Origin of the sequence: Flavobacterium davisii, assembly GCF_042182265.1 — a bacterium.
Classification (GTDB): Bacteria; Bacteroidota; Bacteroidia; order Flavobacteriales; family Flavobacteriaceae; genus Flavobacterium; species Flavobacterium davisii.
The window spans coordinates 3,117,195-3,132,293 of record NZ_CP097869.1 but is presented as its reverse complement, the minus strand read 5'-3'; the positions used below and the strand labels follow the sequence as shown (position 1 = coordinate 3,132,293).

12 protein-coding genes are annotated in these 15,099 nt (G+C 30.2%); 8 read left to right on the top strand and 4 right to left on the bottom strand.

What is annotated here, in order from left to right:
- Positions 1-248 precede the first annotated feature (248 nt).
- From ffh to NAB20_RS13395, 3 genes are all read left to right on the top strand, one after another.
- Positions 249-1,598 (top strand): signal recognition particle protein, encoded by a 1,350-nt coding sequence (gene ffh / locus NAB20_RS13405; RefSeq protein WP_088394160.1) that lies wholly within the window; start codon positions 249-251, stop codon positions 1,596-1,598.
- Positions 1,599-1,682: 84 nt separating this feature from the next.
- Complete coding sequence (locus NAB20_RS13400) at positions 1,683-2,567, top strand: bifunctional 5,10-methylenetetrahydrofolate dehydrogenase/5,10-methenyltetrahydrofolate cyclohydrolase (protein WP_375605245.1); 885 nt, start codon at positions 1,683-1,685, stop codon at positions 2,565-2,567.
- Between the two features lie 395 nt (positions 2,568-2,962).
- Positions 2,963-3,451 carry a GNAT family N-acetyltransferase gene (locus NAB20_RS13395; RefSeq protein WP_105196289.1) on the top strand — a complete coding sequence of 163 codons (489 nt, stop codon included), beginning with the start codon at positions 2,963-2,965 and terminating at the stop codon, positions 3,449-3,451.
- A gap of 496 nt (positions 3,452-3,947) precedes the next feature.
- Here the strand turns inward: NAB20_RS13395 and NAB20_RS13390 are convergent, their stop codons facing one another.
- The 4 genes from NAB20_RS13390 to NAB20_RS13375 all read right to left on the bottom strand — a co-directional run bounded on the left by NAB20_RS13390 (position 3,948) and on the right by NAB20_RS13375 (position 8,281).
- Positions 3,948-4,334 carry a DUF4258 domain-containing protein gene (locus NAB20_RS13390; RefSeq protein ID WP_088394457.1) on the bottom strand — a complete coding sequence of 129 codons (387 nt, stop codon included), beginning with the start codon at positions 4,332-4,334 and terminating at the stop codon, positions 3,948-3,950.
- A gap of 36 nt (positions 4,335-4,370) precedes the next feature.
- Positions 4,371-5,564, bottom strand: coding sequence for an alanine dehydrogenase (locus NAB20_RS13385; protein WP_105196291.1), 1,194 nt, complete (start codon positions 5,562-5,564; stop codon positions 4,371-4,373).
- A 486-nt stretch (positions 5,565-6,050) separates the two neighbouring features.
- Complete coding sequence (gene tsaE / locus NAB20_RS13380; protein ID WP_088394461.1) at positions 6,051-6,470, bottom strand: tRNA (adenosine(37)-N6)-threonylcarbamoyltransferase complex ATPase subunit type 1 TsaE; 420 nt, start codon at positions 6,468-6,470, stop codon at positions 6,051-6,053.
- A 266-nt stretch (positions 6,471-6,736) separates the two neighbouring features.
- On the bottom strand, positions 6,737-8,281 hold the full coding sequence (locus tag NAB20_RS13375; protein ID WP_105196292.1) for a bifunctional response regulator/alkaline phosphatase family protein: 1,545 nt from the start codon (positions 8,279-8,281) through the stop codon (positions 6,737-6,739).
- A 159-nt stretch (positions 8,282-8,440) separates the two neighbouring features.
- On the opposite strand from NAB20_RS13375, the gene NAB20_RS13370 reads away from it, so the two are divergent.
- The 5 genes from NAB20_RS13370 (at position 8,441) to lpxA (ending at position 15,092) form a co-directional block, all read left to right on the top strand.
- Complete coding sequence (locus NAB20_RS13370; protein WP_105196293.1) at positions 8,441-10,477, top strand: M13 family metallopeptidase; 2,037 nt, start codon at positions 8,441-8,443, stop codon at positions 10,475-10,477.
- Positions 10,478-10,563: 86 nt separating this feature from the next.
- On the top strand, positions 10,564-11,799 hold the full coding sequence (locus NAB20_RS13365) for an HD domain-containing protein (RefSeq protein ID WP_088393687.1): 1,236 nt from the start codon (positions 10,564-10,566) through the stop codon (positions 11,797-11,799).
- A 34-nt stretch (positions 11,800-11,833) separates the two neighbouring features.
- The gene (lpxD, locus tag NAB20_RS13360) at positions 11,834-12,856 is read left to right on the top strand and encodes a UDP-3-O-(3-hydroxymyristoyl)glucosamine N-acyltransferase (protein WP_127822829.1); all 1,023 of its coding nucleotides are present in this window, start codon (positions 11,834-11,836) and stop codon (positions 12,854-12,856) included.
- 5 nt (positions 12,857-12,861) lie between these two features.
- Entirely contained in the window at positions 12,862-14,250 is a 1,389-nt protein-coding gene (locus NAB20_RS13355; protein ID WP_105196295.1) for a bifunctional UDP-3-O-[3-hydroxymyristoyl] N-acetylglucosamine deacetylase/3-hydroxyacyl-ACP dehydratase, read from the top strand.
- A 56-nt stretch (positions 14,251-14,306) separates the two neighbouring features.
- Entirely contained in the window at positions 14,307-15,092 is a 786-nt protein-coding gene (lpxA, locus tag NAB20_RS13350) for an acyl-ACP--UDP-N-acetylglucosamine O-acyltransferase (RefSeq protein WP_105196296.1), read from the top strand.
- The last annotated feature ends 7 nt before the right edge of the window (positions 15,093-15,099 follow it).

Sequence of the window (15,099 nt, the reverse complement as noted above, 5' to 3'; positions counted from 1 at the left end):
GAAAAAGCCCATTTTTTGAGATTCAAATTTATTTTACAATAAAATTTTAAAGTATAATTTGGGTTTATATGCCTTTTGTAATGATAAAAGGCTCTTATGAGGCTAAAATTGTAAATGATTTATCCTGTTTTTTGTTTATTATACAGAATATTTGAATAAATAAAAAAATAACATCTAAAATTTATTTTTAAAAATTTTAGATAATTCCTAATTATAGTATCTTTGCAACTTCTAAAAAATAAGGAATTATGTTTAATAATTTATCAGAGAAGTTAGATAAGGCGTTCCATATATTAAAAGGACACGGTAAAATTACAGAAGTAAACGTTGCAGATACCTTAAAAGAGGTACGTCGTGCCTTACTTGATGCCGATGTTAACTTTAAGATTGCTAAAGATTTTACAACAAGAGTAAAAGAAAAAGCATTAGGACAAGATGTATTAACAACCTTACAGCCGGGGCAATTATTAGTTAAAATTGTAAAAGACGAATTAACTGATTTAATGGGAGGTGATGTTCAAGGTATTAATTTGTCAGGAAATTTCTCTGTTATTTTAATGTCTGGTTTACAAGGATCAGGTAAAACCACCTTTTCGGGCAAATTAGCAAATTTCTTAAAAACCAAGAAAAATAAAAAACCATTATTAGTTGCTTGTGATATTTATCGTCCAGCAGCAATTAATCAGTTGCATGTAGTAGGTGAGCAAATAGGAGTAGAAGTATATTCCGAGCCAGAAAATAAAAATGCAGTTGAAATTGCGCAAAATGCTATCAAATATGCTAAATCAAATGGCTTTAGCGTCGTTATAGTCGATACCGCAGGACGTTTAGCAGTAGATGAAGAAATGATGGCAGAGATAGCCAATGTTCATAAGGCAATTACACCTAACGAAACATTGTTTGTGGTAGATTCAATGACTGGTCAAGATGCTGTAAATACAGCAAAGGCATTTAATGATCGTCTAAATTTTGATGGTGTTGTTCTTACTAAATTAGATGGTGATACACGTGGGGGAGCTGCTATATCAATTAAATCAGTAGTAAATAAACCTATTAAGTTTATTGGTACAGGTGAAAAAATGGATGCTATAGACGTGTTTTATCCAGAACGTATGGCAGATCGTATTTTAGGGATGGGAGACGTTGTGTCCTTAGTAGAACGCGCTCAAGCACAATACGATGAAGAAGAAGCTCGTAAATTACAGCGTAAGATTGCTAAAAATGAATTTGGGTTTGATGATTTCTTAGCTCAAATACAACAGGTTAAGAAAATGGGGAATATGAAAGATCTAGTAGGAATGATACCTGGAGCAAGTAAAGCCTTAAAAGATGTAGAAATTGAAGACGATGCCTTCAAACATATAGAAGCTATTATTTATTCCATGACACCAACAGAAAGAAGTAAACCCTCTTTAATTGATACAAAACGTAAAAATAGAATAGCAAAAGGATCAGGTAGAAAAATTGAAGAGGTAAATCAGTTACTAAAACAGTTTGATCAAATGAGTAAGATGATGAAAATGATGCAAGGTCCAGGAGGTAAACAATTAATGAAAATGATGGGAGGAATGAAAGGCGGACTTCCAGGAATGAAATAAAAAACAAAGGTGCGTATTTTCGCGCCTTTTTTATTTGAATTTAAATTTTAGAATGATATAAAACAACACACAAAAAGATTAGTAATGCAAATTTTAGACGGAAAAAAAGTTTCTGAAGACATTAAAAATGAAATAACATTGCAAGTTCAAGCAATCAGAGCAAAAGGAGAAAAAGTACCTCATTTAGCTGCTTTGATTGTAGGAAATGATGGTGCTAGTTTAACTTATGTAGGAAGTAAAGTAAAAGCATGTGAAAAGGTAGGTTTTGAATCTACTTTGATAAAAATGCCAAGTACTACCTCCGAAACGGAGTTGCTAAAAAAAATAAAAGAATTAAATGAAAACGATGAAATAGATGGCTTCATTGTTCAATTACCATTACCAGAGCAAATAGATACTCAAAAAATTTTAATGGCGATTAATCCTAGTAAAGATGTAGATGGATTTCATCCTGAAAACTTTGGAAAAATGGCATTAGACATGTCAACCTTTATTCCTGCTACACCATTTGGTATTTTAGAATTATTAGAACGATATAATGTAGAAACTAAAGGAAAACATACGGTAGTTATTGGTCGTAGCCATATTGTTGGAAGACCTATGAGTATTTTAATGGGAAGAAAAGGATTTCCAGGAAATTCAACGGTTACACTAACTCATAGTCACACTAAAAACATCAACCAAATTACTTCGCAAGCTGATATTATTATTTCGGCTTTAGGAGTACCCAATTTCTTAAAAGCAGAAATGATTAAAGACGATGCTGTAATTATAGATGTAGGAATTACTAGAGTACCCGATGAAACTAATCCAAAAGGATATGTAATTAAAGGAGATGTAGATTTTGAAAATGTTTCTAAAAAAGTCTCCTATATAACCCCCGTTCCTGGAGGAGTTGGCCCTATGACAATTGCTATGCTATTGAAAAATACACTTTTAGCGCGAGAATTTAAAATGGAAAAAAAATAAGAATATTTTAGAAAAGAGATTGTGTTTAATTAAAAAACAACAAAAAACTTAATTTATACTGCTATATAAGACAGCATTTTCAAGTTTGTTTGATTTCGTTATGCGAATATTTTTAATCGTACAAAATTTTTAGGAAAATAAAAGATAAAACACTTTTTTAATTCAATGTCATTAATCGGTAATAAATTTGTTTGCCTATTTAATGCGTAATCGAATTTTAAAAATAAGAAGATGTCCAAAAAGCGTATTTTTATTTTAATTAAAAGGGGACTTGAATACGAAGTAAAAAAATAAAGTAAATCAATATCATCCTCCTATAGTTGCAGTGATAATCTAGAAATAAGCCACTACTTTTTGGACAGCCTCTTTTTTTGTGGATATTTAGAAAAATAAAGATGAAAATTATTGAGGTAAAGAAGGAAGAAATTAGTGTAATAAAGAAATTAGCGTATACTATTTGGCCTGATACTTATAAAGAAATTTTAAGTGTAGAACAGATAGAATATATGTTGAATTTGTTTTATAATGAAGAGGCTCTACTAAAACAAATGAAAAAACAAAATTTTTTATTACTAGAAGAAAAGGATCAATTTATAGGATTTGCTTCCTATGAAATAAATTCTAAAATTAAAAAAACAAAGTTGCATAAAATTTATATACTTCCGAATTTGCAAGGAAGAGGATTAGGACGATTTTTGTTAAATGAAATAATAAAAAGAGCACAAGAAGCTAATAATTTACACCTTTTTTTAAATGTTAATAAGTATAACAATGCACTTCATTTCTATAAAAAAATAGGATTTCAAGTGATTGCAGATGAAGTAATACCAATAGGAAATAACTATGTTATGGATGATTTTGTATTAGAAAAAAAAATAGATTAACCCCAGATTGCGTATTAGATTTTGTGATAAAGAGCAAAAGACAAAGAAAATAAAAAGACACGTAAATTCTTTCTTGTGCATGTAGAATAAAAGCCCTAATCTAATATGTTACTTGTTACTTTGATCAAAGGGAGAAGTTGTATTATCAATGGTATGATAAAAAAGGACAAGATGGTGAGTTTTGATTTAGGTAATTTAAGAACTAAAATGGGATTACTTCTAAATTTCAACCCCATTTTTAAGAAATTTACTCTAAAAATGGGGTTTAATATTTTTTTGAATGATATTTTATAGGTATTTATTTCAAGAAGTAAAAATAAATAAGAAACGCTATTGTTTCCTTTTGAATATCTGACTACTTGTCTTGAAAATATTTTGTATTAAAGTATAGAATATTTAAGTGTTTACCTTCGGAAAAAGAAAATGCTATTTTAAGTTTAAAATAGAAACGAAGTTATATAATGTATACTTTAATCTCTCTACCATTTTTTATATCTCATTTGGTAGTTTTAATAATGTTTTTTAAGATGGCTTTGTCTTCAAAATTTTCCACTTCTAATTCAATGGGTTGTTTTTTTGTAGTAAATCCTTCAATAATATAGCGTTTGCCTCCAGATTGGGTCTTAATATTACTTCTGTCAAAATCTACATCACCATAAGTTAGAGTGTTTTTAATATCCGTAGTATCAATCCATTTTTCGGTTAGAATTTTTGAAGCTTCTTTTGAATAATGAAAAGGTTTTGAACGTAAATTGTTTAGAACTCGATCATTTGGAAAGTAACTACAGCTTGTTTTTTTTTGATTTAAAACAAAAAATAAAACAATGCTACCTCCTAAAACACCAAACAAATAATAGGCTAAGCGATATGTAAATGTACTCATTTAATTTTTTTGTACAAAAGTAATAAAACTTATGAATTAAAAAACGATCAGATTAATATCTCTGTAAGTTAGATTGAACCATTCACCTATCGTTTTATTGCTTAAAATACCATGATAAAAATAAATGCCATTTTTTAATCCAGCATCACAGCGTATAGCACTTTCTATTCCACCATCATCCGCTATTTGTAGAAGATAAGGAGTTATAATATTACTAATAGAAAAAGATGCTGTTTTGGCATAACGAGAAGGTATATTGGGAACACAGTAATGTGTTACGCCATGTTTTACAAAAGTTGGGTTTTCATGTGTGGTAATTTCTGAAGTTTCGAAGCAACCTCCAGTGTCTATACTGACATCTACTATGACAGAGCCTTTTTTCATGTGGCTAACCATATCTTCACTTACTACAACAGGAGTTCTGTGTTTACCACGCATTGCACCTATAGCCACATCACATCGTCTTAGTGATTTGAGTAATGTTTTATTTTGTATAGTTGAAGTGAAGATACGTTGTTGTAAATTATTTTGTAATCGTCTTAGTTTTGTAATAGAATTATCAAATACTTTTACAGAAGCACCCAATCCTAGCGCAGTTTTAACTGCGTATTCGGCTACTGTGCCAGCTCCTAATATGATGACTTCGGTAGGCTTTACACCTGTTATATTACCAAAAAGTAATCCATTACCTCCCTTGTTACAGGTCATGAGTTCTGCTGCTATTAATACTGAAGCAGTTCCAGCAATTTCGCTTAAAGATTTAACAGCAGGGAATGAATTATCATCATCCTTTAAATATTCAAAAGCAAGTGCTGTTATTTTCTTTTTTTTAAGAGATTCAAAATATTCTTTTTTACGAGTCTTTATCTGTAATGCTGAAATAAGAATAGTTTGAGATTTCATCATTTCAATTTCTTCCTGTGTAGGAGGTTCTACTTTTAGAATCATTGGGCAAGAAAAAACTTTTTTAGTGTCATTGGTGATTTCAGCCCCCGCATCACTGTAATCTTTGTCTGTATAGCTGGCGTTTTTTCCAGCTCCTGCTTCAATGAGTACTCTATGACCATGATTAACGATTGAATTGACTGCATCAGGTGTTAAGCAAATACGACGCTCTTGAAAAGCAGTTTCTTTAGGAATACCAATAAAGAGTTCGCTTTTGTGTTTAGTAACTTCCAATTTTTCTTCTTGAGGAAGTAACTCTTTTTTGCTAAAAGGAGTAATGACCATGATGATGTATTATAGAGTCACAAATTACAAAAAAACTTGATGGGAACAAAGTTCCCTTTGGTTTTATTTTTAAAGTTACAAAAAAGTGTAAATTGTTTTATTCCGCTATCTTATAATGTAGTTTGTAAAAAGGTGTAAACTGAAAGAGATTGCTTTGAAAGGTCGTAATCTTGACATTTTTTGATTCAAGGGAAAAATTATATATACTGATAATGTGTTGTTTATCTTGTTATAAAAAATGTTTAGGTCCTACTGTCGTTGAGGTGATACACTAGATGTTGAGTTTTGACTTTCAGGCAGCCACTGTTCTATTTTAGTCATTAACATAAGGTAATAGACTGAAAAAAGTTACTTTCTTTAATTTTTAAAGACAAAAAGAAAGGCTTTCTTAGAATGAAATTTACATTTTTAATGGTGTTTACTTTGGTTAACAATACAAGCTACAATAAATATTGTTTGATAAAAAAAGAATATTAGAATTTGCCTTTATAAAAAAGAAGAATTTAATTCAAGTGTTCTTTTTTCATTCTCTAAAACAGAAATAGTAATAATTGTGTGTTTTTCAGGGATTAAATCAGGTATTTTTTCAGCCCATTCTATAAAGCACCAATTACCAGAGTAAAGATATTCTTCTATTCCCATATCCAATGCTTCAGCTTGTGATTTTAGACGATATACATCAAAATGATATATTGTTTCATTATTTTCAGTTTCGTATTCATTAACCAAGCTGAAAGTGGGACTGCTAGTTGCTTCCTTGACACCTAAAACTTTACATAAAGTTTTGATAAAAGTTGTTTTTCCTGCTCCCATTTCGCCATTAAATAAGATAACCTTTTCAGGATTGGTAGCTAAAACTTGGTTAGCGATTTCTTCAATGTCTTGTAAAAAATATTCTAACTTCATCGTTAATGTTTTCAATTTTTCAGGGTAGCAAAAATAAATAAAATCTAATCAAAAATAAATAAGAAGCTCCCTGTTATTACTTCTAAACTGCCATTTTGTATGGAGAAATATAAATTATCGGTTTTTTGTTATAAAATGATGTAAGAAATACGTGTGATAGAGTAATCCTATTTGAATATAGAGTGATAAAAAAACCTGATATGAATTGAAATTAATGAAACATATCAGGCTGTCTATTTTGGTTACCGAATTCGATCTTAAAAAAACTATTTTTTAGGACTAAATACTAAGAAAGGAACAATCATTTCTTCTAAAGAAATACCTCCGTGCTGATAAGTGTTTTTGTAGTAACTGGCATAGTGATTGTAATTGTTTATATAAGCTAAAAAATGATCGTTTTTTGCAAAAATAAAAGAACTGGTCATATTAATGGCAGGTAAACCTATTTTTTTAGGATCCTTAATAGCAAAAACATCTTTCGATTCAAAAGTAAGACTTCTTCCTGTTTTATAACGTAAGTTTAAACTAGTGTTTTTATCGCCAATGACTTGCGAAGGATTTTTTACATTAATAGTCCCGTGATCTGTTGTTAGTATTAGTTTAAATCCTAAGCGTTGTGCTTGTTGAATGATTTCTAAAAGGGGCGAATTTTTAAACCAACTTAATGTTAAAGAACGGTATGCTTTATCATCAGAAGCTAACTCCTTTACTACATCCATATCGGTTTTAGCATGCGAAAGCATATCAACAAAATTATAAACAACAGCAACTAATTTTTTGTCTTTTAACCCCTTGAAATTTTCAGCTAATTTTTTCCCATTTGTAAAATTTGTAACTTTAAAATATTCATGTGAAATATTTAATCGAAGTCGTTTGAGTTGTTCAGATAAAAACTCTGCTTCATATAGGTTTTTACCCCCTTCGTCTACATCGTTTTTCCAATATTGAGGGTACATTTTTTCCATTTCTAGGGGTAATAAACCTGAAAAAAGAGCATTTCGAGCATATTGGGTTGCTGTTGGAAGTAGAGCAAAATATGGAGTTTCAGCTTCTAATTTATAATGATTTCCTAATACAGTTTCAAAAGCTTTCCATTGATCATAACGCAAATTGTCGATTACAACAAAAAGTATATTTTCGTCTTTTCTTAATTCTGGAACGACTAATTTCCGGAATACTTCATGAGATAATACGGGACGATCTTGAGATTGTGTAAACCAATCCTCATAATTTTTTTCAATAAATTTGCCAAATTGAGAGTTCGCTTCTACCTTTTGAGATTCTAGAATTTGAAACATATTCTGATCATCTATAGTTTCTAGTTCCATTTCCCAAAACATAAGTTTTTTATATAAATCTACCCATTCCTCATAGCTATTTACCATAGCCATATCCATTGCTATTTTTCGAAATTCTTTCTGATAGTCCAATGTTGTTTTTTCAGATACTAAACGAGAATGATCGAGGTTCTTTTTTAAACTTAAAAGTATTTGATTTGGATTAACAGGTTTAATCAAGTAATCCGCAATTTTAGCACCAATAGCTTCTTCCATCAAATATTCTTCTTCGCTTTTTGTGATCATTATAATAGGAATAGCTTGTTTCTTTTCTTTCATTTCAGCAAGAACTTCAAGTCCAGTCATACCAGGCATGTTTTCATCTAAAAAAATAATATCAAAATTTTCCTCCTGAAAAAGATCCAAAGCATCCCGTCCGTTATTACAAGTAGTAACTTCATAATTTTTCTTTTCTAAAAATAAAATATGAGGTTTTAGTAAGTCTATTTCGTCATCAACCCAAAGTATTTTCATGGTTTATATTTTAGTATTAGGTAATTTTTATTTGATTTTTTAACTGTAGAATACACGCAATTTACTATTTTAAAAACTATGGTTTCTTAAAAATAGTATAAATTATAGTAATTTTTTTACATTTAAGATATATTTGAACTTTAAAAAATAGAGGAATAAATGAAAATCCATAAACTATCCATTTTACTATTAGGTATTACTGTTTTTACAGAAAGTTGCAAAAAAGAAGTAGATTTAAATACCCCCGATATTTTAGTTACCAATAAAGATGCCAAAGCTAATTTGTCAAATGATTTTTTTGAATATGCTAATGGCGGCTGGTTTCAGAAAAACCCAATTCCAGCATCCGAAAGAAGCAATGGTATTTTTAGAACCATTCAAGATACAATTAATGGACAAATTAGACAAATTTGTGAAAAATCAGCAAAAGAAAATGCTGATAAAGGAAGTAATAAACAAAAAATAGGTGATTTTTATACTTCAGGAATGGATACTTTAACAATAAATAAGTTAGGCATTAATCCGTTACAAAAAGAATTAGATAAGATAAATGAAATAAAAGATTTATCTTCTTTGTTAAAGCAAATAGCTTACATGCATACTATTGGATCAGATCCAGCTTTTAGTTTTTATATTGCTCAAGATGATAAAAACAGTGCTAAATATGCCTTGTGTTTTAGTCAAGGAGGTTTGGGTATGGGGAATAGAGATTATTATTTTAATAATGACAAAGAAACCATAAGAATACGTTTAGCCTATTTACAACATTTAGAAAAGATGTTTCGTCTGATGGGCGATACGAAAACAGCTTCCAATAATGCCCAAAGAATTATGAGGTTAGAATTAGAATTAGCTAAAAATTCAAGAAAGCTAGAAGCGCTTAGAGATCCTATAGCAAATTACAATAAAATGACTTTAGCTAAATTTAAAAAATTAACACCCAATATAATTTGGGATCAAGTATTAGAACAACTAAAAATTAAAAAAATAGATTCAGTTATTGTTGGACAACCAGAATTTTATCAGGCACTAGACCGTGTTGTAAAAAACTATACAATTGAAGATTGGAAAATATATCTAAAATGGAATTTAGTTAATTCGTATGCGGCCTATTTGAGTAATAATTTTGAAAAAGAACATTTTTATTTCTATTCGACCGTTATGAGTGGTGTTAAAGAACAAAAACCAAGATGGAAACGAGTGATAGAAAAAACAGATCAATCACTTGGAGAACTGATTGGTCAAGTATATGTAAAAGAATATTTGCCAAAAGGAACAAAAGAAAAATTATTAGAAATAGGAAATGCTATTCGAGAAGTGTATGCTGAGCGAATTAAAAAGTTAGATTGGATGAGTTCTGAAACAAAGAAAAAAGCACTCTTTAAATTATCTAATATAGTAATGAAAGTAGGTTATCCAGATAAATGGAAAAACTTAACTTCTATTATGATTGATAAAAAACATTATTTAGCTAATGTGATGGCTGTTAACAAGTGGAATTATAATGAAATGATATCTAAAAACGATAAAGCTGTAGATCGTACAGAATGGGGAATGTATCCGCAAACATATAATGCCTATTATAATCCAAGTAATAATGAAATATGTGTGCCTGCTTGTAATATAATCGTTCCTGGATTTGAAAATCGTATGCCTGATGATGCAGTATTATACGGTATTATAGGAGGGTCAACTTTTGGGCATGAAATTACACATGGTTTTGATGATCAAGGAAGTCAATATGATGAAAAAGGGAATTTAAATAATTGGTGGACCCCTGAAGATTTAAAGAAATTTAAAACAAAAACAAAAGCCATTGTACAACAATATAATAAATATGAAGCATTGCCTGGTAAGTTTGTAAATGGAAATGCAACCCAAGGAGAAAATATTGCTGATTTAGGAGGTGTCGTTATGGGGTATGAAGCATTTAAAAAAACAGTGCAATTTAAGAAAAAACAAAAAATAGCAGGTTTAAATCCTAATGAACGTTTCTTCTTAGCTTATGGATATGCTTGGATGGTAAATGTTAAACCAGAAGCATTAGCACAACAATTAATAGAAGATGTACATTCACCAGCACGTTATAGAATTAACGGGCCTTTAAGTAATATAGATGTATTTTATGAAACTTTTAAAATAAAAGAAGGAAGTAAAATGTTTATACCTAAAAAAGACCGAATAGTAATTTGGTAATTCAAAGTTGTTGATTTGTAATTAAAACCTGATAATTTTTCTGAATTGTCAGGTTTTTTTATCTTTGTTAGACTAAATTTACATTTGTGAACAATACAAACAAACTTAAAATATTTAATGATCCTATATATGGTTTTATAACCATCCCCAATCCCTTTATTTACGATTTAATACAACATCCTTATTTTCAGCGTTTAAGAAGGATAACCCAAATGGGGATGTCTTATTTAGTTTATCCAGGAGCCCATCATACACGTTTTCATCACGCATTAGGATGTTTGCATATAATGCAAAAAACAGTTAGTGTACTTCGATTTAAAAGTGTTATAATATCCGAAGAAGAAGAAAATGCTTTGTATACAGCCATATTATTACACGATATAGGACATGGACCCTTTTCGCATGCTATGGAACATAGTATAGTAGAAAATGTTCATCATGAAGAAATCTCTCTTTTGTTTATGAATAAACTAAATGAAGAGTTTGATGGAAAGCTAACCTTGGCAATTCAAATTTTTAAAGGTGAGTATCATCGAAAATTTATGCTTCAGTTAATCTCTAGTCAGTTAGATATGGACCGAATGGACTATTTAAAAAGAGATAGTTTTTATAGCGGAGTAGAAGAAGGAAAAATAAATTCAGATCGTTTGATTCAAATGATGAATGTAGTAGATGACGTTTTGGTAATAGAAGAAAAAGGAATTTATTCAGTTGAAAAATTTTTAATGGCACGTAGACTTATGTATTGGCAAGTTTATTTGCATAAAACCAATTTGGTAGCAGAAGAAATTTTAACAAAAATATTAAAAAGAGCAAAAGAATTATACCAAAAAGGAGTTGAGGTAGAATGTAGTAAACCCTTGTATTTTTTTATTAAAAATAAGATCTATTTTGATAAATTTGATGATACTATATTAGATGAATTTTCAAAACTAGATGATACCGATATAGTAGGAGCTATAAAAAATTGGCAATATCATGATGATTTTACGCTAAGCGAATTAAGTAAAATTATAATTAATAGAGATCTATTAAAAATTAAAATGGGAGAAGATAAATTTTCTCCAGAGGAAATAAATCAGTTACTAGATAATTTTGCAAAATCAAAAAACATATCCACTTTAGAAGCAAAATATTTTGTATTCAAAGGAAAAATAAAGAATCAAGCTTATAGTAAAATAGCAGAGCCCATTAGAATATTAAAAAAAGATGGGACATTAGAAGATGTTGCTGTTTTATCAGATCAATTGTCCTTAAAGGCTTTGTCAAAACAAGTAACTAAATATTATTTGTGTTATCCAAAACAACTAAATAAAAGTTAAAATTTCAGTAAAATTTTATACTTTTGCAAGAATTATGAAGTTTACAGCAGAACAAATTGCAGGAATATTAGAAGGAGAAGTAGTAGGGAATCCTAATGCAGAAGTCTCTAAATTATCTAAAATAGAAGAAGGTACAGAAGGATCATTAACGTTTTTAGCAAATCCCAAGTATTCAAATTATATATATGAAACAAAGGCAACCATAACCATCGTAAATAAAAATTTTGAGCCCGAAAGTGAATTAACTACTACTTTGGTAAAAGTAGAAGACGCTTATAAATCTTTTTCGAAATTATTAGATTTTTATAATCAAATCAAACACAATAAAATAGGTATAGAAGAACCTTCTGTGCTTTCTAAAAGTGTTAAATATGGCGATAATTTTTATTTGGGTGCTTTTAGCTATGTTGGCGAAAATGTAACCATAGGTCATAATGTAAAAATATTTCCTAACTCATTTGTAGGTGATAATGTAATAATAGGAGATAATACCATGATTTTTGCAGGAGCAAAAATTTATTCAGAAACTATTATCGGAAAGAGTTGTACTATTCATTCAGGAGTAATCATAGGTGCTGATGGTTTTGGTTTTGCTCCAAATGAAAATGGAGAATATAGTAAGGTTCCTCAAATAGGCAATGTAATCATAGAAGATAATGTAGATATAGGTGCGGCTACAACTATAGATAGAGCCACTTTGGGTTCTACGATCATACGTAAAGGAGTTAAGTTAGATAATCAAATTCAAATAGCTCACAATGTAGAGGTTGGAAAAAATACTGTAATAGCTTCTCAAACAGGAATAGCAGGATCTACTAAAATTGGAGAAAATTGTATGATTGGAGGACAAGTAGGTATTGTAGGACATATTACAATAGGGAATAATGTAAAAATACAAGCCCAATCAGGTATTGGTAGAAGTTTAAAGAATGGAGAAGTAGTACAAGGAAGCCCCGCTTTAGGCTATAGCGATTTTAATAAATCCTATGTACATTTTAAAAACTTACCAAAAATTGTTTCAGAAATAACAGAACTAAAAAGAAATATAAAGAAGTAGTAGTCATGGTTAAACAAAAGACCATTCAGTCAGAAATTACACTAAAAGGAGTTGGTTTACATACAGGTAAAGAAGTTACAATGACTTTTAAACCTGCTCCTGTAAATAATGGTTTCACTTTTATACGTGTTGATTTAGAAGGACAACCCATTATTGAAGCAGATGCAAATTACGTTGTTAATACACAAAGAGGTACAAATCTAGAAAAATTAGGAGTTATGATTCAAACTCCTGAACATGTTTTAGCTGCATTAGTAGGATGTGATTTAGATAATGTAATTATTGAGTTAGACGCGTCAGAATTACCTATTATGGATGGTTCTTCTAGGTATTTTGTAGAGGCTATTGAGAAAGTAGGATTAATAGATCAAGAAGCAGAAAGAGATGTTTATGTCGTAAAAGAAGTTATTTCTTACTTAGATCAAACAACAGGTAGTGAAATTACAGTTATTCCATCAGAGGAATATTCCGTAACCGCTATGGTTGATTTTGGAACCAAGGTATTGGGAACCCAAAATGCCTCAATGAAAAATATTGCTGAATTTAAAACAGAAATAGCATCGTGTAGAACTTTCAGCTTTTTACACGAATTGGAAACACTCTTAGAACACGGCCTGATAAAAGGAGGCGATCTAAATAATGCCATTGTTTATGTCGATAAAGAATTGTCAAATGAAACAATGGATAAGCTAAAAGTTGCTTTCGGTAAAGAGGAAATTTCAATTACGCCAAATGGAGTACTAGATAATCTAACCCTACATTATCCAAATGAAGCGGCGCGTCATAAATTGCTAGATGTAGTAGGTGATTTAGCCTTAATAGGAACCAAAATAAAAGGAAAAGTCATAGCTAATAAACCAGGTCATTTTGTAAATACACAATTTGCAAAAAAAATGGCTAAGATCATAAAAAATGAACAACGTAATAATGTTCCTGTTTATGATTTAAACAAAGAGCCTTTAATGGATATTCATAAAATAATGTCTATGCTTCCACATAGACCTCCCTTTTTATTAGTAGACAGGATTTTGAGTATGACGGATACTCAAGTAGTAGGATTGAAAAATGTAACGATGAACGAAGAATTTTTCGTTGGACATTTTCCAGGAGCACCAGTAATGCCAGGCGTTTTAATTGTAGAGGCAATGGCGCAAACAGGAGGAATATTAATTTTAAGCACAGTTCCAGATCCTGAAAACTATCTTACTTATTTTATGAAGATTGATAATGTTAAGTTTAAACATAAAGTTTTACCAGGTGATACTTTAATTTTTAAATTAGAGCTATTATCGCCAATTAGAAGAGGAATTTGTCACATGCAAGGATATGCCTTTGCAAATGGGAAATTAGTAGCAGAAGCTGAATTAATGGCTCAAATTGTTAAAAATCAATAGGTGTATAGTATTTAATAAGAAAATACTAGTTAATTTAAACTTATAATAAATTAGAAATGAATCAACCATTAGCATATGTACATCCAGGGGCAAAAATTGCAAAAAATGTTGTGATTGAGCCTTTTACAACGATACATAATAATGTGGTAATAGGAGAGGGTACTTGGATAGGTTCTAATGTAACGATTATGGAAGGAGCTCGTATAGGTAAAAACTGTAATATCTTTCCAGGAGCCGTTATATCAGCTGTTCCACAAGACTTAAAATTTGGGGGTGAAGATTCCTTAGCTGTTATAGGTGATAATACAACCATTAGAGAGTGTGTTACTATTAATAGGGGAACACTTGCTTCTGGTCAGACCATAATAGGTGATAATTGCTTAATTATGGCCACAGCGCATGTTGCACATGATTGTCATATTGGAAATAATGCCATAATAGTAAATGGAGTAGCATTAGCAGGGCATGTTACAGTAGGAGATCATGCTGTAATTGGAGGATTAGCAGCAGTGCATCAATTTATTTCTATTGGTGATCATGCTATGATTTCAGGAGGTTCACTCGTTAGAAAAGACGTACCACCTTATACAAAAGCAGCTAAAGAGCCATTGTCCTATGTGGGAATTAACTCAGTTGGACTCAGAAGAAGAGGCTTTTCTACCGAAAAAATCAGAGAAATTCAAGATATATATAGAATTTTATATCAAAAAAATTACAATACAACCCAAGCGTTAGCTATCATCGAAGCAGAAATGACAGCTACTCCAGAACGAGATGAAATTCTTGATTTTATTAGAAATTCATCTAGAGGAATTATGAAAGGTTATACAGGAAATATTTAAAAATAGT

Coding starts and splice junctions, on each gene's coding strand:
- NAB20_RS13390 (WP_088394457.1), bottom strand. CDS start 4,334: ATGAGTACATTTACATATCGCTTAGCCTATTATTTGTTTGGTGTTTTA.
- NAB20_RS13395 (WP_105196289.1), top strand. CDS start 2,963: ATGAAAATTATTGAGGTAAAGAAGGAAGAAATTAGTGTAATAAAGAAA.
- lpxD (WP_127822829.1), top strand. CDS start 11,834: ATGAAGTTTACAGCAGAACAAATTGCAGGAATATTAGAAGGAGAAGTA.
- NAB20_RS13355 (WP_105196295.1), top strand. CDS start 12,862: ATGGTTAAACAAAAGACCATTCAGTCAGAAATTACACTAAAAGGAGTT.
- NAB20_RS13400 (WP_375605245.1), top strand. CDS start 1,683: ATGCAAATTTTAGACGGAAAAAAAGTTTCTGAAGACATTAAAAATGAA.
- ffh (WP_088394160.1), top strand. CDS start 249: ATGTTTAATAATTTATCAGAGAAGTTAGATAAGGCGTTCCATATATTA.
- tsaE (WP_088394461.1), bottom strand. CDS start 6,470: ATGAAGTTAGAATATTTTTTACAAGACATTGAAGAAATCGCTAACCAA.
- NAB20_RS13375 (WP_105196292.1), bottom strand. CDS start 8,281: ATGAAAATACTTTGGGTTGATGACGAAATAGACTTACTAAAACCTCAT.
- NAB20_RS13385 (WP_105196291.1), bottom strand. CDS start 5,564: ATGGTCATTACTCCTTTTAGCAAAAAAGAGTTACTTCCTCAAGAAGAA.
- NAB20_RS13370 (WP_105196293.1), top strand. CDS start 8,441: ATGAAAATCCATAAACTATCCATTTTACTATTAGGTATTACTGTTTTT.
- lpxA (WP_105196296.1), top strand. CDS start 14,307: ATGAATCAACCATTAGCATATGTACATCCAGGGGCAAAAATTGCAAAA.